General features: G+C 54.6%; 16 protein-coding genes. 2 read left to right on the top strand and 14 right to left on the bottom strand.

Annotated elements, in window-relative coordinates:
* Window positions 1–174 precede the first annotated feature (174 nt).
* The 5 genes from KXG62_RS02030 to KXG62_RS02010 all read right to left on the bottom strand — a co-directional run bounded on the left by KXG62_RS02030 (window position 175) and on the right by KXG62_RS02010 (window position 10,983).
* Window positions 175–2,211 (bottom strand): peptidoglycan D,D-transpeptidase FtsI family protein, encoded by a 2,037-nt coding sequence (locus KXG62_RS02030; RefSeq protein ID WP_218090222.1) that lies wholly within the window; start codon window positions 2,209–2,211, stop codon window positions 175–177.
* Between the two features lie 238 nt (window positions 2,212–2,449).
* On the bottom strand, window positions 2,450–3,121 hold the full coding sequence (locus tag KXG62_RS02025) for a hypothetical protein (RefSeq protein ID WP_218090221.1): 672 nt from the start codon (window positions 3,119–3,121) through the stop codon (window positions 2,450–2,452).
* Window positions 3,122–3,303: 182 nt separating this feature from the next.
* On the bottom strand, window positions 3,304–4,593 hold the full coding sequence (locus tag KXG62_RS02020; protein WP_218090220.1) for an ABC transporter substrate-binding protein: 1,290 nt from the start codon (window positions 4,591–4,593) through the stop codon (window positions 3,304–3,306).
* A 173-nt stretch (window positions 4,594–4,766) separates the two neighbouring features.
* Window positions 4,767–8,108, bottom strand: coding sequence for a DUF5107 domain-containing protein (locus tag KXG62_RS02015; protein WP_218090219.1), 3,342 nt, complete (start codon window positions 8,106–8,108; stop codon window positions 4,767–4,769).
* Between the two features lie 40 nt (window positions 8,109–8,148).
* Window positions 8,149–10,983, bottom strand: coding sequence for a glycoside hydrolase family 2 protein (locus KXG62_RS02010; RefSeq protein WP_218090218.1), 2,835 nt, complete (start codon window positions 10,981–10,983; stop codon window positions 8,149–8,151).
* A 209-nt stretch (window positions 10,984–11,192) separates the two neighbouring features.
* On the opposite strand from KXG62_RS02010, the gene KXG62_RS02005 reads away from it, so the two are divergent.
* Window positions 11,193–12,059, top strand: coding sequence for a helix-turn-helix domain-containing protein (locus tag KXG62_RS02005; RefSeq protein ID WP_218090217.1), 867 nt, complete (start codon window positions 11,193–11,195; stop codon window positions 12,057–12,059).
* Here the strand turns inward: KXG62_RS02005 and KXG62_RS02000 are convergent.
* Entirely contained in the window at window positions 12,056–13,096 is a 1,041-nt protein-coding gene (locus KXG62_RS02000; RefSeq protein WP_218090216.1) for an NADH:flavin oxidoreductase, read from the bottom strand. The two genes, KXG62_RS02005 and KXG62_RS02000, sit on opposite strands and share 4 nt — an antisense overlap.
* Window positions 13,097–13,318: 222 nt before the next feature.
* Between KXG62_RS02000 and KXG62_RS01995 the strand changes: the two genes are divergently transcribed.
* Window positions 13,319–13,477 carry a hypothetical protein gene (locus KXG62_RS01995; RefSeq protein WP_218090215.1) on the top strand — a complete coding sequence of 53 codons (159 nt, stop codon included), beginning with the start codon at window positions 13,319–13,321 and terminating at the stop codon, window positions 13,475–13,477.
* Between the two features lie 89 nt (window positions 13,478–13,566).
* Here KXG62_RS01995 and KXG62_RS01990 read toward each other — a convergent pair whose 3' ends face one another.
* From KXG62_RS01990 to KXG62_RS01955, 8 genes are all read right to left on the bottom strand, one after another.
* The gene (locus tag KXG62_RS01990) at window positions 13,567–14,682 is read right to left on the bottom strand and encodes a Ger(x)C family spore germination protein (RefSeq protein ID WP_218090214.1); all 1,116 of its coding nucleotides are present in this window, start codon (window positions 14,680–14,682) and stop codon (window positions 13,567–13,569) included.
* Between the two features lie 4 nt (window positions 14,683–14,686).
* Window positions 14,687–15,781, bottom strand: a complete 1,095-nt coding sequence (locus KXG62_RS01985) for a GerAB/ArcD/ProY family transporter (protein WP_218090213.1) — start codon at window positions 15,779–15,781, stop codon at window positions 14,687–14,689.
* Window positions 15,778–17,319: a spore germination protein gene (locus KXG62_RS01980; RefSeq protein WP_218090212.1), complete on the bottom strand. Its 1,542-nt coding sequence runs from the start codon at window positions 17,317–17,319 to the stop codon at window positions 15,778–15,780. The genes KXG62_RS01985 and KXG62_RS01980 overlap by 4 nt, the downstream gene beginning before the upstream one ends.
* 136 nt (window positions 17,320–17,455) lie before the next feature.
* Window positions 17,456–18,541 carry a GerAB/ArcD/ProY family transporter gene (locus tag KXG62_RS01975; protein ID WP_218090211.1) on the bottom strand — a complete coding sequence of 362 codons (1,086 nt, stop codon included), beginning with the start codon at window positions 18,539–18,541 and terminating at the stop codon, window positions 17,456–17,458.
* A 65-nt stretch (window positions 18,542–18,606) separates the two neighbouring features.
* Window positions 18,607–18,828 carry a hypothetical protein gene (locus tag KXG62_RS01970; RefSeq protein ID WP_218090210.1) on the bottom strand — a complete coding sequence of 74 codons (222 nt, stop codon included), beginning with the start codon at window positions 18,826–18,828 and terminating at the stop codon, window positions 18,607–18,609.
* Entirely contained in the window at window positions 18,825–20,030 is a 1,206-nt protein-coding gene (locus KXG62_RS01965) for a Ger(x)C family spore germination protein (protein ID WP_246627255.1), read from the bottom strand. Before KXG62_RS01965 ends, KXG62_RS01970 begins: the two co-directional genes overlap by 4 nt.
* Window positions 20,031–20,095: 65 nt before the next feature.
* On the bottom strand, window positions 20,096–21,541 hold the full coding sequence (locus tag KXG62_RS01960; protein WP_218090208.1) for a spore germination protein: 1,446 nt from the start codon (window positions 21,539–21,541) through the stop codon (window positions 20,096–20,098).
* 88 nt (window positions 21,542–21,629) lie between these two features.
* Window positions 21,630–21,977, bottom strand: a complete 348-nt coding sequence (locus tag KXG62_RS01955; protein ID WP_218090207.1) for a YuzC family spore coat inner layer protein — start codon at window positions 21,975–21,977, stop codon at window positions 21,630–21,632.
* Between the last annotated feature and the right edge of the window lie 144 nt (window positions 21,978–22,121).

Raw genomic sequence — 22,121 nt, 5'->3', positions numbered from 1 at the left:
TGTAGACTTTGCATAGAGCGTATTCTCTTTGTCATCAGCCATTGTTATGTCCACCTCCGGTTACGTTGAGACGGTCTCAGTGTAACATGAACGCCATTGTAAGGAAACCCTTTTTATTCCATTTCCGTGAACATTGCACTCTCCTTCACGTCAGGTTCCGCGAAGGGAGCCGTGTTACGGCGCAGCGCCGCCCTTAGGCCCGTTATCGTCAAGCCCGTAATATTGGTCGTAGGCGTCGAATATTTTGCGCGCGATCGGCGCGGCGCCGAAGGACCCGAAGCCGCCCTCCGGCACGACGACGGCGACCGCGAGCTTCGGCTTCTGCTTTGGGGCGAACCCGATAAACACGGCGTTGTCCACTTCCTTGCCGCCGCCGACTTTTTGCGTGGAGGTTCCCGTTTTCCTGACCAGTTGATAAGGAAAGTTGGCAAAGCCCTGCACGCTGCTCTCCATCCCGTTAATAACCGCATCCCAATGCTGCTTCGAGAAATCGACTTCATTCAAGACGTCGGGCTGATCGAACGATTGCACCAGCTCCCCGTCGTACGTCTCGATTCGATCGATGAAGATCGGCCGCAGCCGCTTCCCTCGGGTCGCCAGCGTCGTCACATATTGGGCAAGCTGCATCGTCGTATACTTCTCGTTCTGCCCCCAGGACGCGAACACCATGCGCGATTGCTCGGTTTCCTTCGTATTGCTTTGAAATTCGCTTAATCCCTCGTACTCCCGCGGCAGATTGCTCCCGGTCTTCACCCCTAGCCCGAACTGGCCCAAATATTCCTTCCATTTGTCCGGCGCCGCCTTCAAATATTTCTGGAACATCGGAATGCCGACCATCGCGGACATAAACGTATTCGACGAGACGCGGATCGCCTGCGTCGGGTTAATCGATCCGAACGCGGTCCCGTCCGAGTTGGACAGCTTGGAATTGTCTTTCCCATAATAGAATACGCCGACATCGCGGTAGTACGAATTCACGCCGAACAACCCTTCATTCAACCCGATAAGGACAGATAACGGCTTGATCGTCGAACCGATATAGACGATCGACGTCGGATGGCGCGATATTTCCGCTTGCGGATAATCGGGATAGGCGGTCGTAATCGTCCCGTTATTAATGAACGGCTGAATCCGGTTGTAGTCGTCCTGCGAAATGCCGCCGAACCAGACGTTCGGATCGTAATCGGGCATGCTTGCCATCGCCACCACCTTGCCTGTTTCCACCTCGATGGCAACGGCGTAGCCCGTTACCGCGTTCCGTCCCTTGTTTGCCGGGTAATTGCGCCCCTCGGGACCGTGGAGCCAGGCAAGATGATCCATAATCGCCTGCTCCGTCAGCAGCTGAACGTTTTTATCGATAGTAAGGAACAGATTGTTCCCCTTGATCGGCTTCGTGATTTCCACCTTGCCTACGATTTTTTGCAGCGCGTTGACCGGATACGTCTTGTAGCCGTTTTTGCCGCGCAGCTCCTCCTGGTACATCAGCTCGATGCCGTCGTATCCGACATCCTCCGTGTCCAGGTACCCTTCGGCCTTTTTGTCGCGATAGAACGGCAGCCCGTTCTTCGGCTCCCTCGCTTGCGAGAACGGCCGCATATAGCCGATCAGTTGGACCGCCGGCGTCGTTTCTTTCTCGTAAGCGCGAATGCTCTCCTCCGTAATCTCGAGCCACTTCAGCTCATCCCGATGCTCGTAAAGCACCGCCATTTCCTGCTCGGACAAATCCGACTTGATCCGCCTCGGGACGGCGTTGTAGCTTGGTTGTTTGGCGGTTTTGTTCTTCTCCAGATCGTAACCGACGTCCATCGCCTTGATAATATCGGCCGCCTTCATCGGATTAGTCCCTGGCCTTCCATACTGCGCGAATAAGTCTTCCAGCTTGTGCGCGAGCTCTACCACTTGATCCTTCGGCTGATTCTGCTCGATGCGAAAATAAAGCGACTGGGTCGATATCGTGTAGGCCAGCGGCGCACTTTGGCGGTCGTAAATATTCCCGCGTATAGGCGGTATCGGTGTGCCGGCCTTGTTCACCTTGGCCTCCTCTTCCTTCAGATTTGCCCCTTCAACGAATTGCAGCATGGCCAGCCGCACGATCAGAACAGAAAACATGAGAAACGTAAAGAAGAAGAACAAATTTATTCGAAACGCAAACCAGCGCTTTTTGTTCAATTCTTGCTTTCGTTGTTCGTCTATGTGAATTACCGGCTTCATGGGAACCTGCTCCTTCGACGATTTCTGTCTGATGCTCCCCGCGCTGGGAACGCAGCAATATATTTTATTTTCAGAACGGGCGGTCTATGTAAAATATTTCAAATATGTAGACGAGGCACATCGCGGGCAAGTTGCAACGCTGCGGCCATTGCTGCAAATAAAAAAAAGGATCGGCTGCGCGTCAGGCAGCGATCCCATTCCATTTACTTAGCGAAAGCGTATGATCTGTTGCTTCTCGTCAACTGCTCGAGCCGGACGAACTGGACGAGCTGCCAATACCACCCTTCGAGGCGGAAGTCCCGCTCGATATGCCGCTTGAAGGCGGCTGACTTCCCGTCGAGCCGGTATTGAACGAGCCGGACCGCGCGGAGGTCGTCGGCGCAGAAGTACCGCCGGCGGGCGTCTTCTCGTTCTGGGGCGCTGCTCCCGGCCCCTTGTAGGGCTGGGAAACGGCCGGCGGGCTGCTCGGCACAACCGGCGGCGCGGGTTTGCCTGCCGTCATGGCTGCGGCCCCCAATGCTGCGCCAGCAAGCGCTCCCGCTGCCAGGATCCCGGCAGAGACCGAAGCGCTCCGGCCGTAGTAGGTATGTCCTTCCTCCGTATATGCGTACTGCTTATCGTAGCTTTCTCCTGAATCATCGCAGGTTCCGTCGTTATTCGCGTCCTGGCAGTAATCCCTCTCCGTTCCGCCGTACGGCGGGGTTTCCGGCGCCAAGGCCGTTTCACTTGAATCGGATGGCTGGGCCTTCACGGCTGACTGCGAGGTCGGGTTGACCTGCGTTAGCTGGGGCTTGGGCGATGCTTCGCCGCATCCCACCAGCGCCGTTGCCATAAATATCGATACCAATAGTGCGGATTTATTGACCGGCGCTGTATCTTCTTTGCGATGGCTTGAGCGTTTATTCGTCATCGGGTTCACCTCATCTTTCGACAAGCCTATACGATGTGAGCCTGTATCGTCAAGTATATTTTACATAAATATCCATATATCGTTTCTTCCGAGCAGCGTTGTGGTAGCTCTGTTGCCGCAACAAAGAGACATACCCGGCAGCCATAAAACCGCCGGGTACGTCTCCCGTCTTAACCGTTTGGTCACGGCATGCCGCTGCCGATGTACTGCGTGATCCATTCCTCCGCTTCCCTCAGCGCCGTATTGACGTCTTTTTTGCCCTGAGCATATTCCTTAAACTTGCTTACGAGCGTGCTTCTCGACTTCGCATAATAATTGGAATACGGCGGTGCTGGAGGGGCAGGCTTGCTTTTGAAAACACTCGCAATTTTTTTGTCCTTGAACGCATCGTTCCCTTTCAAGAACTCGTTTTGGAATTTCGGGTCCTTCATGACCGAGAGCTTGCCGGCTCTTGCTCCCATCAGCTGCACTTCGTCGGAGAACATGACCTCCAGCACTCTTGCCGCATCTTCTTTATGCTTGCTGACTTTGGAGATCGTCGTAATGGTAATATCGTAGGCGCCGTATAAGTTCGGCTTGCTCTTGTAGCTTGGATATTGCGCCACGTCCCAATTCAGGTTCGGATCCTCGATGAGCTTGTCGAACAGGTTGACGGTGGTCAGCATCGCGACGTTTTTGTTTTTGACGAATCGATCGGTCACGCTTCCCGACATAATCCCTTCCTTCGGCGTGTTGCCCTCGATTTCGTATATTTTCTTGGCCGTCTCGAATACCATTTTGTACGGCTCGCTATTGACATCCGTTTTTTCGTTTCGTCCGTCGATAATGCCAAGTGAAAGCGGTGTCAACATTCGGGTTAAATAATCGGGATCGAGACCGATGTACTGCGTGCCGCTATCCAGCCGCGTGACCTTCTTGGCAAGATCGATCGTTTCCTCCCACGTCATCCCGTCTTTCGGATAAGGAATCCCGAACCGGTCGAAAATGTCCTTATTGTAATACAGCGCATAAAGCTGAACCCAGTTAGGCAAGCCGTAGAGAAGACCTTTCTTCGTAGACTGCTTGACACTGTCGATCGCCCCTTGATCAAAGCGGGACAAGTCGAACTTCGTTTTCTGAAGCAGCGGTGTAATATCCTCGAAAAGGCCCAAGTCGTCATACTGCGGCATCAGCCCGTTCCAAACGGCTACGAGGTCGATGTCTTCGCCTGCCGCAATCGCTTTCTCAACCGATACCTTCGGGAGAAACTCGATGTTAATGTGCGGGTATTTTTTCTGAACAGGATCGAGGATCAACGCCTTGAAGTCTTCCTCGGTCCAATACCCTTGCGTCTGATACATCTTCAGCGTGACGGGCTCGAATTTCTCCTGCTTCGTTTCCTGCGCGGCCCCTGCCGGATCCTTCTGGGTGCAGCCCGCAAGAAGCGAACCCAGCATGATGATCGCAGCGGCGCTTGTCATATGCTTTTTCAATGTAACAACCCCTAACTTTTAACTTTTTATATACAAGCATACTGGTTCACAGCATGATTGCTTACGTCACCTCTGCGCACGGCAGGACAATGACTCTGCCCTGCCGGTCGCTTGATGAGGTACGGGCTGGCCTTCCGAGTGGAAAAGGCAGCAGCCCCTCCCTACTATCCGTGTTATTCCGTTTGCTCCAAATGGAGTGCGGCGCCTTGATGATTGGGATCCAGCTTGAGCACAGCCTGCAGTTGTTCCAACGCAGGACCGGTCAGACGCTTGCCCAGATAGCCAAGTCCCATCATATAGCGGCAGTGGATTTCGTTGCGGCGCGTCAGGTCATCCTCGAATACGAGGAAATCCGGCAGCGATACGGCGAAATAGTCGATTTGTACTTGGTCGGTTACATGCTGTTCTCCGTAATCGATCAGCTTATTGAACCGCCGTGCCGCTTCTTTCTTGTTGTTCCGCTTCAGCCAGCATAATCCTTGATAATAGATCATGTCCGGCGGCTGGTCGTTGTAGTACATCGCGCTCGTCGGCTCCTCCAGCCCGACGGAGCCTTTCTCGAACGAACGCCTCGCCTGCTCCGCGTCTCCCATGCCCTCGAAGGCGCAGCCAAGATAGTAATACACATGGTTCTCCTGTGCGCCGGCCAGCTTGCCTTCCCCCAGATTGTCGGGATAGCTTAGCGCTGCCAGCAGCATATCGGCGGCTTCCTTGTAACGCTTTTCCCCTAGCAGCCGTTTGCCCCATTCCACTCGGGCAACCACATACTGCCCGGTCACTTTCCCTTCGCCGCCTTCCCACGGATGGAACTTGCGTTTCAGCAGCTTGGCGAGCGCCGCATCATGCCGGCCCAGCATGTTCAGCATCGTCACGTATTCAATAAACAAATCGTCCCTTGCTTCCACGAGCCCCATGTGCGCTTCCAGCAGCTCCAGACGCTTCCCGGGACTGTAGCCCAGCTTCCGGTACAGCTGATCCCGTTCGTAGCCGATGCGCGCGTCGGCCGGATTGCAGTCGAACGCTTTCTCCAGGGCAGCCAGCGCCTTTTCGGGATCGGACTTTTTGTTGTAATAACCGAGCGCCAAATTACGCAAAGCGGTAGGAAAGGCAGGATCCAGCCTTGCTGCCTCCTCCCAGTGGACAATCGCTTCGTCATGCCGCTTCTTGTCGTACAGCAGATTGCCCAAGTAGTAATGCGCTCTCGCGTCCTCAGGTCGAATCTTCAATGCAAGCTCCAGCCATTGCAGCTCCATGAGGGAGTTAGGGAAGCAATAATCCGGCGAAGCGGCGAAGGCGTTGTCCAGATGGACCAAGACGTCTTCATGCAAATTCATCTTGGCGCAGCAGTAAGTCAGCGCGTAATGCAGCATCGGGTACGCCTGCTCATTCAGCTCCGATTTCGCTTCCTCCAGCGTGTGCAAGCTTTCTTCATACAATCCGCTGCCGGCGTAGTCTGCGGCAAGCGACAGAACGTTGCGAAGATCCCCCCGCATCAGTCTCAGCGCATGGCTCCTTGCAGCCTCCGCCTTGTCGGCGTCGCCTTTCGCTTGGCCGATCAAGTACAGCTCGTGATGCGCAGCGAAATCCGCAGCGTCCAAACGCAGTGTATCCAAGGCGAAAGATTCCGCTTCATCCCACCGGCCTGCTTTGCGCAGCACAGCCGTCTTCAGCTGTCGCGCTTGATAGTTGCGCGAATTGCGAATAAGCGAGCGTTCGGCCAGCTCCAGCGCTTCGGCCCAGTCACCCTGCTCCGCTGCGATTTGAGCCAGCGAGAAATAACCGACGTCCTGCATCGCAGCAGACCAAACCGATTTGTACAGCGCCGAGAATGCTTCCTCCAAGCGCCCCTGCAGCTTCAAGGCGATGCCCAGTTGGTAGTAGGCTTCGCTGTCGTACGGATTCGGGTTCCGCCATGTCAAAGTCTGGATGCTGCGGCGGAAATACGTCACGCTTTCCTTGAACTGTCCGCGTCTGAGCAGCAGCTTGCCGTAAGCCAGATTGATCCGGCTGTCCCCCGGGTCGCGCTTCAAGCCTTCCAGGTAGTAGTCCTCCGGTTCAAAGGTTGCATGGCGATACTGCTCCAGGTGCAAGCCGGCCAAATACAGCTGCTCATGGGTGCCGAGTTCCGCAGGAGCCGGCAGCGGCTTGGCCGCTTCGGGCATGGTTTCGATAGCCGCAGGCTTGGGACGGTACGACACGAGGATGCGGCCGGTCCGGTCCTTTACGGTTACCGTCAGATGATGCGGCTCGTCTGCGGCGGCAAGCTTGACCGTCGTCACGTATGTTTCGCGGGGCGACAGCGTGACGCTTTCCCGGACATAGACGGTGTTTAGGCCACGAAGCTCGACGATCGCCTGCTCGAAGCTTGACGTCGCATAGACGGAAAGCTCGGCTTGCCGGGTCTCTTCGTCGACTTCCAGATTCACCGCAGCGTCGATCGTCGCATTCTTCACGACGCCGATGTTTTTGTACGGCATAAAGTACTGCTTGAACGACTTTTCCTCGTAAGGCTGAAGCCAGCTGAAATCGGGCTGGTTGTCCGTGAAGACACCGGTCATCAGCTCAATATACGGCCCGTCCTCGTCGGTCAGATTGCGGTCCCAGGCTTGACCGAATTCGCCGTTGCCCCACGTCCACTGCTTTTTGCCCGGCGACACGTGATGATTGGCTACATGGAGCAAGCCTGCTTGCAACTGATGATCGTACCCGCCGACGAAGTCGTAATCCGACCGGTAAGCCATATAGGAGGTCGGGACCGGGATATTTTTGTAGCGGGAAATGTCCACCCCTTCGGAGTAGTCCATCTTGTAATACGTCCCTGTCGCGATCGGGAACCGGGAGACATCGCGCTTGCCATGGTCGAAGACGGCGTGCACGTCCGGCGGAAACACGGATTGCGTATGATCGTTGACGGCAACCGCCGGGTTGGCCCACCACAGGAACGTTTGCGGCAGCGGCGTACGGTTGTACAGCTGCGCATGAATTTCCAGATACGCCTTGCCCGGATAGAGCGTAAAGCCCGCCGTCACCTTCGTCCCGTACATGCGGTCAATTTCGCTCATCCAGACGGTCGCGCTGCCATCGCCGTTCGCCTCGAGCTTATACTCCACCGGACCGAACGTATTCGGGCGGTGATGCTGCGGCCAGTTGAATTCAATACCGCCGGAAATCCACGGACCCGCCAGCCCGACGAGAGCCGGTTTGATGACGCGGTTATAATAGACGAAGTCGTACTGGTTCGTTTTGTCCAGCGCTCGGTAGACGCGCCCGCCCAATTCCGGCATCAATTCGATCCGCACGTATTCGTTCTCCAGAATGACCAGACGATACGTTTTGTCTACCTTGTCGTCACAAATCTTATCGATGACCGGATAAGGGTATACTCGGCCCGAGCTGCCCTGATAGACGCGTTTCTCCAAAAACATCGGATTTTTGTCGGGCTCCCCCGTCTCGTACGTAGGGATGACCTTATCTTCTTCCCAGACGCGAACCCGCTGTTCCGTGCTTATTGACATGCCTTCCCACACTCCTTGCTCTCTCTTTTGTTGTTCTCAATCAAGGCCTGTTATTCAGTTTAAACAGTCCGAGCAGCTCGCCTACGCTGACGCGAACGGCCGGATCGAACTGGCTGCTTCGCAAATATTGAACGATGTGCTGAAACAAATACGCCGTTTCGGGCCGCTTGATATCGTACCGCTCGTTGAGCCGCAAGCTGGACACGAACAGCTTGCCTTTGCCGATCTTGACTTCGAAGGCATACGCCAGCTTCTTGCCGCGGTTGAAATTGTCGATGACTTCGACGACCGGTTGAATCTGCGGCACCGAATCAAGACAAATCGCAGGCGTTTTGTCCACCAGGTGATACCACTGCCAGTTGGATTTGCCGTCATGCGGAAACTGCGACATCAGCGGGTGGTCGTGGATGACCATCCCCATGGTCGTGCCCGATTGCAGCGGGAACCACATATAATTCCAGAATATGGGTAAAAACTTCGAGTTCACGTAATCATGCATATTGTCCGCTCTGGCCATCAGCCAGGCGCTGCCGCCGTCTAGCACATATTGCAGAACGAAGCGGGACAACACGTCGGTAATCGCGAGGTCGGTCCCCTTCTCTTCCTTGTGGCTCAGCCAGTTGACGCCGAACTCCTGCCGGAAATCCGCGCCGGGCAAGGTGGGACGCAAGGTTGCGATGCTCGACCAGATGCGGCTGGACTGCGGCAGCTTCGTGGTCCTTGGAAATACCCAGAACTCCCATTGGTTATGAATGCGAGCTTCCCCGCACGCCAGCGTGACCCGCAGCTCGAGCGCTTGCGCGCGCGTCTCTTCCGCCCCCGCTTCCAGCTGAATGCGTCCCAGACTTTGCAGCTTGCCGCTGGTTACGTTCACGTTCTCCAGCGAACCGCTGCGAACGGTTCGGCCCTCCGCCGTCAGCTCCCAGGTGACCGTCGCTCCGCAGAGCGGCTCGGTTCCGAAATGCGAGCATTCGAGCTCGACCGCATGCGCTTCGCCTGCGGCAAACGTTCTTCCTTGCGATCTCATGAGCAGCACGGTCTCATCGTTGAATTGCCGGAATGCATCAGGTTCAATGATGCCCTTGCTGTCCCAGAATACGTCCAGAATACCGGTGGTCGCATGGCCTTGCCCCGGGAAATCGCGGATGTCCAGCAGCTGGATGCCTGCCAGCCCCGGTGTGCGCCGCGCCCGTTCCATCGCTTCCTTCAGCGCCCGGACCAGCAGCGTCCCGGTCGCATCGATGAACTCGTCGACGCGGTCCGTCAGCCGCTTCGCTTCCAGCGTTTCCCGGGTCGTCTCCAGCCAGTGCGGACGCAGAACGCCGGTATACTTGCTTTCCTCGGAAGGTCTGACGTACATCGTAAATTGTCCATGCTCGTGCGCAATGACCGGACTGTCGGATAACGAAGTCACTTTCTCGTAATCCTCGCAGGAATTGGGTGTCGCGGCATTATCGATATGATAAGGCGTATGCCAGTTCAGCGTCGGGATGAAGTAATCCCCTTCCCTGTCCAGCGGCGGCAGTTCGCCGTAGCCTGCATTGTCGGTGTACATTCTCGAAGGATCGAGCGTTCGCGCCGTTCGGATCAGCTCGTTCAGCGCCTGATTCCCCTGCGAGTTGATCAGTTCATTGCCTAGCGATAGCATGACGAAGGACGGGTGCGCGTTCAGCGATGCGATAATTCGCGTCAGCTCGCGCTCGAAGAAGCGGTGTACTTCTTGCGGCAGCGTGCCTCTTTGCAAATTGTAGAAGTTGGACCAGTGGGGCAGCTCCGTCTGCACGAGCATCCCTTCCTCGTCCGCCGCCTGCCAGAACGGCGCGGGCGCCGTCCAGCCGTGTAGACGGACATGGTTGAAGCCGTGTTCCTTCGCGGTCCGGAACTGCTTGCGGTAGTGCTCCAAATCCCATACCGGATATCCCGTCTGAGGGAAGATGCAGCAATCCACGTAGCCTCGCAAATAAATGGAGTTTCCGTTCAGCATAATTTGCTTCCCTTGGGCCTCGATGGATCGAAGGCCGAATCGGAAGGCGTATTCGTCCTGCAGGATGCCTTCCCGCTTCAATCGCACCGATGCGCGATACAGCACAGGATCGCGGTCGGACCACAGCCGAGCCCCTTCTCCCAGCTCCAGCTTCACAGCGAGCGTGCGACGGGAGCCGCTGCCGCCGGCAGGTACGGAAGCGTCGGCGATAACGGCGCCTTCCGCTGTCGTTATGGCAACCTCCACCAGCCACTTGGAATCCGCCGCCTCTTCGTCATCCAACGACAGAGAGACGGCCAGATCGACCGATTTCGAAGCGGCGTCAGGCGTGACCGCCGTTCGCTCGATTCGGGAAGGGGGCAGTGCCTCGATGCGCGCTCCGCCGGTAATCCCGCCCCAAGCCGTAGCGGTGTGGTAGGAATGAATGTGGCTTTCCGCAAGCGGCAGCAGCATCCGGTTGTCCAGCTTGACGACGAGCTGCTGCAGACGGCCTGGCCGAACGAACGGCGTAATATCGAACGTATGCTCGCTTGTCAGGCTATCCTCTTCTCCGACCGCTTGTCCGTCGATCCATACCTGCGATTTCCAGCGCACGCCGGCAAGCTTTAGCAGAAACCGATGCCCTTGCATCGTTTCGGGAACCGCGATCTCTTTTGCATACCACGCAACGCCCGTGTATTCGTTAAGCTTCTTCCAAGTCCCGATCGGGCTATGCTCCGACGGCTCGCCGAAGCCTTGCTCCTCCCAAGACCCCGGTACCCGGATCGCCCGATCAGCCTTCTCCCCGGTCCATTCTTCCCCCTTCACCTGCTCCTGCGCATCCAAGGCGAACCGCCATTCCCCGTCTAACGAAATAACCGGCCGTATCACTTCTTTGCTGTAATCAAGCACTTCGGCCCCTCCTTAAAATGAACTTGTTCTATACGATTATCTTATCCAAACACCCCTCGGGCCGGAAGTAACAAACTCGCTAATCTACTATCACAATTCTGCTATTTTTAGCAATAAGAGCTCCATTCGCTATTGATAATATGCTACAATTCATTCTACCCCCCATTGCAAGATCTTACGGGGCATTCGAATTCGAGGTGTATTCAGGCATGAAACAGTATAACGATCCGGATGACTACAACGATTATCCTGTACAGGGCATCATCGTCGCGGGGCATTTTGCGGAAAACGATTCTTATAGTGTAAAACGACCGGAAGGGATCAGAGATTGTTTGCTGGCGCTAACGCTGCAGGGGGAAGGTTACTTTATCACCGATGAGGGGAAGCGGATTTGCCGGGCTGGGGATGTAGCGATTATGAGAGGCGATACCCCTCATCAATATGGAACATGCCGCGGCGAGGTGTGGAACTTCGTATGGACTCATTTCTCGCCGGAGCTGCTCGAGCCGAGGTTCGAATTTGCCGAGGCATGCGCCATCGTGCATATCGATAACAGCTATGTGCTCAAACGAATGTACCGGGCGTTCAAGCGGATCATTGCGGATTGGCAGGAGCGAAGGCCGTATTGGCAGGAATTATGCCATCAGTCTCTTCGAGAAATACTGCTTTTGCTGAAGCAGCGCCAAAGCAACCCCATGGATCCCCGTATCGAACAGACCCTTCACCTGCTATCGACGCAAATGAAGCGGCCTTTCCAAATTGCGGAATTGGCGCGGGAAGTCGGGCTATCTCCCTCCAGGTTATCGCATTTGTTCAAGGAAACGGTAGGCTGCTCGATCATTGAAGCGTTGAACCGGATTCGTCTGGATCAGGCAGCGCTGTTATTGGAGCATACGGACAGGGGGGCGACCGAGGTTGCGGAGGATGTCGGGTTTCAGAGCTACAATCATTTTGCCAGCTTGTTCCGCAAACGGTACGGCACCAATCCGAGAGCGTTCAAGTCGATGGCAAGCGACAAACTCGCCGCTTCGCAAAGCGGCGAGTCATCAGCACAACATACCATTAGTACTAATTAATATAGGGTTTTCAGCGCCTCCGGGGTAAAGGAGATCAGCTCGTCCGTCCGGTTCTCGCGGATTTTGTCCGCCCACGCCGGGTCGACCAATAAAGCGCGGCCTACGGACACCAGATCGAATTCGTCGCGTTCGAGCCGCTCGATCAGTCCGTCGAGTTTGTCGTTGCCGGCTGCCTTTCCTTCGGTAAAGAAGCTCATGAAATCGCTGTCGAGGCCGACCGAGCCGACCGTGATCGTCGGAAGTCCCGTCAGCTGTTTGGTCCAGCCGGCAAGGTTAAGATTCGAGCCTTCGAACTCCGGCTCCCAGAACCGCCGGGTCGAGCAATGGAATATATCGACGCCCGCCTGAACCAGCGGAGCCAGAAACTGTTCCAGCTGCGCCGGCGTAGCGGCCAGCTTCGCGCCGTAGTCGCTTGCCTTCCATTGCGAGAAGCGCAGCACGATTGGAAATTCCGGACCGACGGCGCGGCGGCAAGCTTCGATCACGTCCACCGCGAAGCGGGTGCGCTTCAGCATGTCGCCGCCATAGCTATCGGTCCGGCTGTTCGTCTTCTCCCAGAAAAATTGATCGATCAAATAACCGTGCGCGCCATGGAGCTCCATGCCGTCGAACCCAAGCCGCTTCGCCTCCAAGGCCGCTTGGGCGAAAGCATCGACGATCGCGGCGATGTCCGATTCCGAATAATCGTTGACGTGGCCTCTCGTTCCTATATGCCAAATTTGCGGGATGATCCGGCCGCCAGCATCATGAACCGCGGCAACGACGTTCGCCCAGCCGTTTAACGCTGCTTCGCCATACATATGCGGCACGTTCGGCTGATTCGATGCGTCCGGATGCCGGATAATCGTCCCTTCCGTCACAATCAGTCCGACGCCGTTTTCCGCCCGGCGGCGGTAATATGCGGCCACGTCGGCGCCCGGAACGCCGTCCGGAGAACATTGCCGCGTCATCGGCGCCATCACAACCCGATTAGGCAGCGGCAGCTTCGCGTGCGCCCATGGTTTAAACAAGGCTTGAACCGTTTGCGAATGTGTCATACATGAACCTCCATAAAGTAAGTTGATCTGTTTCTTCGGCACACCAGACTTCTCCAACAAGTGTACGCCTGCCATTCGCGATCGTTCAGTAGGCGGCAAGCTGCGTGTCGACGCTTTTGTCGCAAGACACATGCGTGCAGCTGTGATAAATGTCACTTACACCGTCGCGAACGCAACCTATAATTTGATTATAATCAAGTTATGGAATGGGGGCAAAATCCTATGGAAACAGCCAAAAAAACGCATCAATCGAAGCCTTTTAACGGGTTAGTTCCGCTCTGCATTATATTCATTATCCTTCTTGGTTCTCCGTTATTTTATTTCATCATCAATCTGATGCTGGGCAACGAGCACTTGTTTAACGGCATCATTATGAATTGACATCCCCGGTCACTGGCTGGAGGCTGCCGCGGCAGCCTCTTTTTTGCGGTTGCATGAGCCGAGCTCGCGTAACCGCCTTGACTATAGCGCTATTCGGTGACGCCGGCCGACTGCATATCAATGTGCACCTTGACGCCGATCTTCGCTTTCGCAAAAGCGGTATCCCACTGATCCTGTACGGATTTCCATGCGGCATACTGAAACGCTCTGGCATGGAGGCCGAAGCCGACGGGATCGACGCGGTGGGACTGGCATTTGGCAATGAGCGCCGTAAATCCTTCCTGCAGTTGTCGGCCGATTTCCGATTTCAATGTGTCGATATCTTGTTGTATATCGATATTAAAGTCCTTAGACAACAAGGTGATGAGAAGCTTCAAGGTGACGTCGAATCGGAACGTCTCTCCGTCGAAGGATGTTTTTATTTTTCGTTTAATTTTTTTGATATCAATCGCGACATATTCGTTGTTACTTCCGCTAATATGGGACAGGTTCACGGGCAACGAAACGGTTGCGTTATCTTTGATATGATTTTGAAGAATCAACAACAGCTCGCTTTCGTAAATCGAGAGGGAGGTCGCATATTTTCCTTCCTTCGACAATAAACCCGTCCCGGTGACTTTAATCTCCCTCTTCTCTCTCTTGATTTCCGATATATAAGGCATCATCGCCCGATCTTTAACTTGGCGGCGCAAATCCTGCAGCGTGGTCATCACCGTAATGTTTCTGCGGTGCGCCGTGTCGATCAGCCTTCTGACATGAATGGGAAGACGCGGTTTGTCTCCCGGCCTTAAATTGAATATCTCGCTTAGCGGCCCGTCGACCAGCACGACTCTCGGAGATGCACTTTGCTTCGCTTCCCGGTAAAACAAATCCATCAGGTCAAACCAATTTTCCTTTTGTTGCACGAACCGCTTGCTGAGCAGAACCGATTGATTTTTCCCGGCGATCGTCACGCCCGTCAGCGTCGCATCGATTTTGTTGCGAGCTTCCCGCAGCGTATGGGCAACTACGGATTGAACCTCCACGTTATCCTTCGCTTCTTCATTGAAAACCGGGCTCGAGGAATACACGATGAAATTGTCATGATCATCCACGTCCAGCCCCATCATCAGCGTGAACGATAGTTCCTCCAGATTGGTTTGATCGTAACATCCGGCTATAAGGATACTGATCGCACTTAAGACGAGCAGGCACGCACGCTTCATACGTCTAATTCTCCCTTCGCACCACGCTTACCAGACGAGTATAACCGAACAAACATACGGGAAAGGCAAAGGCGAAATATATTCCTAGCTGGTTGAACAGTTTCTTCATCTGTTCTATCCATTCCATTGTAGGGGAATACACAAACGAAAACACAATCACGCCCAGCATGAACATGCGCAAATACGAACGGTGTTCCTTCTGCCTCAGCAGTTCGCTGGTACTGAATACGGCGCTGTACAAATAAATGATCCACAATCTGGAAAGCATGTACAAGTAGCCGATCAAGACGATAATCTCGATGCGTTCCAAAAAGCGAAACTCGATGATTTTGACTACCTTGAGCGTTGGCAAACTATACGAAGTAATGGCGTCTGGCGAAAAAAAAGTAAAGCAAACGATAACGACAATAAAATAGATAGCCATGGTTAACGTATTGCCAAGCAAAACCCCATGCACTGCCTTTTTTTTATTGCTAAGATGAGGATACAAAATTAATGCGGTTTCAAATCCGAGATAGGAGTACACAGTCGTCGGCACTCCATTGAGGACGGGAAGCCATCCTTCCTGCAGGACAGGCAGCAGGTTCAGCCAGATCGCATCCCGAAGCGGATACAAATACAAAGGGATAAGCCACAAAGACCCCCAAAACACCAATTCAGCATAACGAGCCACGACGCGCAGCTTATGCCTTGTGATGGCAAATACAGGAAGTGAAAACAATAGTGTCAGAAGAAATACAGGGGTCCTTGGCAAGAGTTCCTCGTTATACACGTGCACCGATGCAAAAAAGCTCGTGAAGAATGCAAAATAATAATAGAGGGAAAGCAATGCGCTGAGCAGCGTCCCGATAGCTTTGCCGAAATATTGGCGCAGCAAGTCGAACAAGCTGGCGCCCGGATGACGTTTCATCAGTTGAACGATAGCGATGCTGCAGACGACGGCGACCGCCCATCCCATGAGCAAGGAGATCCATCCGTCGGTTCCGGCTTCTTTCGCCAGTACTTTGGGTAACGATAACAGCCCGATGCCGAGCTGCGCCCCGTGAATCATAAACGCGAATTGCAGGACCGTTATTTCGTTCGGCGCGTTTTTACTCATCCGTCGTCACCTTTCCGATCATTCGTGCTTTGACGTATTTGCTGCATTGGATTCGTGCTCACGGGCCGCTTGTTCATTTTCCATAAAGGCATCCGAATGAGCGCGTCCTTCCAATCGGCGAACATCATCGGGCTGATCGGGCTGAAGTACGGCATTCCCAGCGACTCCAGCGCGATCAGATGACCGAGCAGCACCATTAATCCGATCGCCACCCCGACGAGTCCGAAAAATGTAGCGATGAGCATCATGGGGAAACGGATCAGGCGCAGTGCGGCGGACATGTCGTGATTGGGAACAATGAAGGAGGCCAGCGCGGTCAAGGACACGACAATAACCATAATGTTGCTGACGATCCCGGCTTGCACCGTCGCCTGCCCGATGACAATGGCACCTACAATGCCTACAGTTTGGCCAATCGGCGCCGGCAGCCGGATGCCCGCTTCCTTTAACATCTCGAGGGTGAGCTCCATAATAAGTGCTTCAACCAGAGGTGTGAACGGCACGTCCACTCTGGACGTCCCGACCGACAGCAGCAGCTGCAGAGGGATAACTTCGAAATTAAAGGAAATGACCGCAATATATATAGCGGGGAGCAGAATGGTCACAAAAAAAGCAAAGAACCGGATGATTCGCAAAAACGAAGAGCTCTGCCAGCGAGAATTGTAATCATCGACACTTTGAAAAAAAGTGATAAAAGAAACGGGGCCGATCAAGACGCCCGGCGTTCGATCGATAACGACGGCCAGTCTCCCCTGCAATACATGCGACGCAACCGCATCCGGGCGTTCCGTAGTCGAAAACTGTGGAAACGGCGAATACGGGTTGTCCTCGATAAATTCCTCCAATTCTCCCGTATTGAGCACAGCATCCACGTCGATTCGCGCGATGCGGTCTTCAAGCTCCTGCAGCGTTTCCGGATTCGCAACGTCAGCCAAGTACAGGACGCTGACCTTGGTCGCTCCGCGTTTCCCGACGATAAACTCTTTGATTTTCAATTCGCGGTCCGGGATGTATCTGCGGATCATGGCGATATTTTGCGTGGCCGTTTCGACGAAGCCTTGATGGGAGCCTTTGATGCTGGCTTCCAGCTGCGGGTCTTCAATGGCTCTCTGCGGCCAGCCCTGTGTGTCAAACACTTCGGCCGTACGCACGCCGTCTACGAGCAGCACGCTTCTCCCTTGCAGAATCGCTCGCTCGATCTGCAGCATGTCGAAGGCGCGCCTTACGTCGCCCACTGTAATGATGCTGTCGGTTTCGCTGCCTTCGCCCGCCTCATGCATTAGCGGGTGCAGCACGTTATCGTTGATCGCCTTGCGGTCCGTCAGCTCATCCATATAGACAAGCGCGGCAAGCGCGCCGCTGGTCTTGATGCGGAATCGCCGAATAATCAAATCGGGCGTATGCGTGAACAACCCTCTCAGCAAGTCGACATTGGTCTGTATATCGTCTCTGATCGGCATCGGCATGCTCCCGCTTGGCTCTTGCTGCCTCAAGGGATTTTGTTTTTTGCGTCCAAGCCAGTTACGAAGGTATCCCATGCATCGATCGGTCCCCTGTACGATATTCGTTATGCGCACCTATTACTATTTTACAAATTTAGCATTTCTATACGTATCGCATAGCACGCAGCAAATATACCGCCCACCGGCCTCCCGTCTGTCCTAGATATCTCGTTTACTTGTGCGAGAAGCTTTTCTTCACCAGCCCTACCGCGTACAAGCACAGTGGGAAAAACAGCAGATACAGCATGGAAAAGCCCGACCACACCTTTGCGATAATCTCATTGATGTACACCGTGTTGATGTACGTGTTCCAAGCGACGATAATAATGAGCACCATTACGGGGTAGACCAAAGGAAGATGCCCCTTCAATCCGAATACGGCTTGTAACCCCCACAGCAGAGATATGATGAGCAAAGAGATTTTGATAAAAAAGGTCAGCACCCAGATGGTTATGAAGATGCCCTCGACCCGCTGAAAGAAATTGCCGACATTGATCATTTTGGCAAGCGCAAAGGCCGGGAAGGAGCTGTTCTCCGTCTGCTCGATGCCCATGATCAGTACGCTCAGCAGGACGACGATCGCCAACACCGCCCCTCCCGTCATAGCGCCTCCCAGATAAGCCCGGTCCACAGCGGGCCCCCTTTTGACCAGAGGAAGCACTGTCAGCAGCACCACCAGCTCCTGGAACATGGCCGAATGAAAGCCGGCTTTCATTACAGGCGTCCAGCCGTCTTCAAGCATAGGCCGGATATAGTCCCAATCGATTTGCGGAAGCAGCGCAAGTACAAGGATTAGAAACAGAGAAACCACCAGCGGGAACATCAATTCCCCCATTCTTGCCAAAATTACAATACCGAGCCGTACGCACATCGCGGCCGCGATCAGGAATAAGATTTGAATCGCCTCGATCGGCGTTTCGGTCATCATTTCGCTCGTAATAAAAAAACCGAGGTTGCCCAGAAGCGTGCCCGTCAAGATCAAAAAATAAAAAAGATACAACATCGCAACCGCTTTGCCCAGCCATTTGCCAAAGCCGCTCTCCAACATCCCGAATATTGTCTTTCCGGGATACAACCGGGACAAGGCCAAATACAGCACAACCATCAACAGGTTAAACAGTATGCTGCATAACGAAGCGATCCAGGCGTCTTCCCGCGCGGAATGAGCCAGGCCGGCAGGCGTTACCAGAATGGAAGTGCCTACGGTCAGGCCGAACGTTAATATGTAAAACTGCCACGCCGTAATTTCTCTCTGCATGACGGCACTCCCCGCCTCCCGTCTTCCGGCTCCATCGGTTCATTCGGTTCCCCCGCTTCCACGGTTCAAGAAAACAGCCGATTGACGGGCTGCATAACGATGCGAATCCAATCGAGCGGCCTTAGTCCGGGCCATCTCGCCCAGTTGGCGACGGCCGTAACGAAGACAAGCCCCCACAGCAGCAAAAAGACGACGAGGTCCCGCGGCGATCGAAGCTTGACCATCCGCGGCGTCTCAAGCGCCAAAACGACCAGCAAAAACAGCAGTACACCGATGCTCCATCTCATCGTTCCATCATCTTCCGTTTCTGAGGCTGAATGATCGAACCGATTCGCCGAATGCTGACGTCGGCGCGGACCCCGACGTCAACCGTCGGAAAGATTTCATCCCAGTCGGTCCGATAACTCCTCCATAAATTGGGGTATTTACGGTGCAGCATTTCGCCGAAGCCGAAAATGTCGGCACCATACTTGTGCTGAACTTCGCGGACATAATGCCCGATATGCCGCTCCATCTTGCGCTCCAGCTCTTTCTCGAAGGCTTCCACCGTCAACGGGCTGCTCAAATCGGCACTGCATTGAACCGCATTCAAGTTCGCTTCCGCGCGAAGCTTCACTACGAAGGACGGCTTTCCGTTCTCATCCAGACGAACATCGAAGGAGCTGGCCGAACGCTCGATCACAAATCCGGCAACGCCGCTGCCGGGACAGGCGATGTTACCTACCGTCGTATCGACCTCGTTCAGCGCATAGTTCACCGTTTTGCTGGCCGCTTCTCCCAGCCAGCCGACAAGCCGGTCTTTTTTGAATACGGCCAGGCCTGCATGCTTCAGCAGCGTTTTGGGCTGTATGCTTTTGATGTTATCGAGCGATTGTCCTGCTTCCGGGTCGCCTTCCAGCAGAACGCCGGAGATGATCGGATCCGATCCGCCCCGTTCCAGCTCCGTAATGAATTGCTGGAGCTTGATTTTGCCGGTAGCGGCCCATTTTTTATGCGCGATGAGGATGGAGGAATACAGCGAGTTGGCCGGAATTTGCTCGAATGGCGAGATGACGTCAAGAATTTCCGAAGCCTCCGTATTTTTGGCGACCAGCAGAAAAAAATCGTTACGCAGCTGGTGGTCCCGCGAAATGAAATCGAGCGCATCGCTCAGCCCTTTCCGGGCCAAGGATTCGCCGAATACAAGGATGCGAACGTGGGACAAATACAGCATTCGCGGAGCGACATTCAATAGGCGCTGCAGCGCATCGGGAATCGTTCGGCCGGCCGACTTGTAAGTAATGACCGGAGAACTGCCGGCCGCTACACGTTCCTTGGAACCGACTTCGCTGGAATTCAACACTTGGGCCGATACGATATAGCCATCCTTGTGAAGATCTACCCCCAGCGCCATCACGACGGCCAGTTCGTTCAACTCCTTCCGGCTCCAGCATCCCGGCATCATCGTCAGGATCACGGATAACGCCAATCCGATTGCTATCCCTCGCATAACCATCTGTCCTATCTGTCTTGGTCTTGTCTGCTTATGCGCGGACATGTCTAGGCTTTGCTGCCTTAGCTTTTCTTCCTTCGACGCATGATTCTTAATAAGGCGTCGCTTTGGCTATTCCAGCGAAACGGTGCGAAGGAGGTCATGTAAGGGACCCCCATCGACTGGAGGCTGCACAAGTGCAGGCTGAGCATAATGATCGAGACGATAATGCCGTACAGCCCGAAAGCAGCGGCTACCGCCATCAGAACGAAGCGAAGCATCCGGACGGATATCCCGACATTAAAGGCGGGCAGCGCAAAGTTGGAAATCGCCGTAATCGATACGACGATGACCATGGCGGCCGAGACGAGCCCGGCTTCCACGGCAGCTTGTCCGATCACCAGCGTCCCGACGATCGAAACGGATTGCCCCACCGACTTCGGCAGCCGTATGCCGGCCTCGCGCAATATTTCGAACGTCACCTCCATTATCACGACCTCGACAAACGATGGAAAAGGTACGCCTTCGCGCTGCCCGATGAGACTCATGAGCAGCGTCGTCTGGATCATTTCCTGATGAAATGTCGTAATGGCAATATAAAACGCCGGCGTGATCAGCGCGACGACAAAGCAGAAATACCGAAGCAGGCGGACGAAGCTGGCAAAGTCGCCGCGCTGGTAGTAATCTTCGCTGGATTGAAAAAACTGGACGAATAGCGCCGGAACGACCAGCACGAAGGGGGTGCCTTCCACGAATATCGCAATTCGCCCCTCCAGTACGGCCGATGCGATCACATCCGGCCGCTCCGAGTTGAACACGGTCGGAAAAGGGCTGTAACGGCTGTCCTGAATCAGCTCTTCAATATAATTGCTCTCAAGAACGCTCTCGATCTTCACGGCGTTCAGCCTTCTGCGCAGCTCTTGGAGGACGGCCATGTCCACGGTTCCCTCCAAATACATGACCGCGACGGATGTGCCGGTCTTCAGTCCCAGCTTCTGATGCTCGATCCGCAGCTGGGTATTGTGAATCCTCCGCCTGACCAGCGCGACATTCTCGCGCAGCGACTCCGTGAAGCCTTCCCTCGGACCGCGGACGACAGATTGGGAGCTGGCTTCTTCCACTCCCCGCTGCTTCAGCATCTCCGTTCCGGCACTTAACGCCGTGCGGGCCCCCTCGATATAGAGGATCGTCTGACCGCACAGCAGCTGTGACATCATCTCGGGATAGGTACGCACCTCGCCTACTTTTCCCAGTGCAATCGTTCGCTCTTTGAGGAAGGTTAAGCACGCTTCGGGGGAAAGGCCCACGGGCGAATCGGAGAACCAATCGGCATCCTTCAGAATGGATTCGATGACATGCCGGGGATCGCCCATGCCTTCCACGAATACGAAGATGACGGCATGCGGGCCAAGCTTCATCTCCCTGTATACAATATCGGCGCTCTCGCCTAGCCTGTCTTTCATTGCTCGCAGAAAAGACGCCGCCGAATCGGCAAGCTGTCCTTCGGAGAGAGTGTTCCCGTTCGCCATAACGATGCTCCTTGCCCTTTCATGCCGCAATTATTCCCGAATCATCGTTAGTTACTATTCCCAATGCCAACCATTTCATGTAAGCGAATTACCAGCACAAGGCTGCATGCAGCTCATAACAAATATGGGATGTGGAGGATTTGAAGTCGATGGCCATTCCGTCGGGCGTAACGGTGACTTCGAACGGCGTCTGAATGCCGAGCGATTGGATCAAATGCTTGACCGCCGGCTTGTTGCTTTCCGCAGCCGCTTTTTTCAAGCGCAGCGCGAAGCTCGATTGGGTGCTAATCGTATGCAGCAGCTTCGACATATCTGCGGCGGGCATCATGCCTTGCTTGGCCGAGTATTGAAACTGCGACACATCCGACGGATCGGTCGATGGCGTCGGTCGTTCCTTCGGCGAGAAGGAAGGCGCGTATCCGAAAAGAAAATGCATGCTGATTCATCCTTTCTCTGATCATGATGCATTATATGGGCCATTGCCCGAGTGGTGTCCGTCTCCCTTATCTTTCCACCGTCCTACTTATCCCCGTGCCCGTAGCAGCCTGCGGTGAGTCGACCTCCCCGTCTCCCCCGTCCC

This window comes from Paenibacillus solanacearum (genome assembly GCF_910593845.1).
Lineage (GTDB): Bacteria > Bacillota > Bacilli > Paenibacillales > NBRC-103111 > Paenibacillus_G > Paenibacillus_G solanacearum.
This window is presented reverse-complemented; position numbering and strand designations above follow the sequence as displayed.

Excerpts from the sequence above, each read along its gene's own strand:
- KXG62_RS01965 (WP_246627255.1), bottom strand. The coding sequence starts at position 20,030 with ATGCGAGGGATAGCAATCGGATTGGCGTTATCCGTGATCCTGACGATG.
- KXG62_RS01985 (WP_218090213.1), bottom strand. The coding sequence starts at position 15,781 with ATGAGTAAAAACGCGCCGAACGAAATAACGGTCCTGCAATTCGCGTTT.
- KXG62_RS02025 (WP_218090221.1), bottom strand. The coding sequence starts at position 3,121 with ATGACGAATAAACGCTCAAGCCATCGCAAAGAAGATACAGCGCCGGTC.
- KXG62_RS02030 (WP_218090222.1), bottom strand. The coding sequence starts at position 2,211 with ATGAAGCCGGTAATTCACATAGACGAACAACGAAAGCAAGAATTGAAC.
- KXG62_RS01995 (WP_218090215.1), top strand. The coding sequence starts at position 13,319 with ATGGAAACAGCCAAAAAAACGCATCAATCGAAGCCTTTTAACGGGTTA.
- KXG62_RS01980 (WP_218090212.1), bottom strand. The coding sequence starts at position 17,319 with ATGGGATACCTTCGTAACTGGCTTGGACGCAAAAAACAAAATCCCTTG.
- KXG62_RS02000 (WP_218090216.1), bottom strand. The coding sequence starts at position 13,096 with ATGACACATTCGCAAACGGTTCAAGCCTTGTTTAAACCATGGGCGCAC.
- KXG62_RS01955 (WP_218090207.1), bottom strand. The coding sequence starts at position 21,977 with ATGCATTTTCTTTTCGGATACGCGCCTTCCTTCTCGCCGAAGGAACGA.
- KXG62_RS01990 (WP_218090214.1), bottom strand. The coding sequence starts at position 14,682 with ATGAAGCGTGCGTGCCTGCTCGTCTTAAGTGCGATCAGTATCCTTATA.
- KXG62_RS01970 (WP_218090210.1), bottom strand. The coding sequence starts at position 18,828 with ATGAGATGGAGCATCGGTGTACTGCTGTTTTTGCTGGTCGTTTTGGCG.
- KXG62_RS02005 (WP_218090217.1), top strand. The coding sequence starts at position 11,193 with ATGAAACAGTATAACGATCCGGATGACTACAACGATTATCCTGTACAG.
- KXG62_RS01975 (WP_218090211.1), bottom strand. The coding sequence starts at position 18,541 with ATGCAGAGAGAAATTACGGCGTGGCAGTTTTACATATTAACGTTCGGC.
- KXG62_RS01960 (WP_218090208.1), bottom strand. The coding sequence starts at position 21,541 with ATGGCGAACGGGAACACTCTCTCCGAAGGACAGCTTGCCGATTCGGCG.
- KXG62_RS02015 (WP_218090219.1), bottom strand. The coding sequence starts at position 8,108 with ATGTCAATAAGCACGGAACAGCGGGTTCGCGTCTGGGAAGAAGATAAG.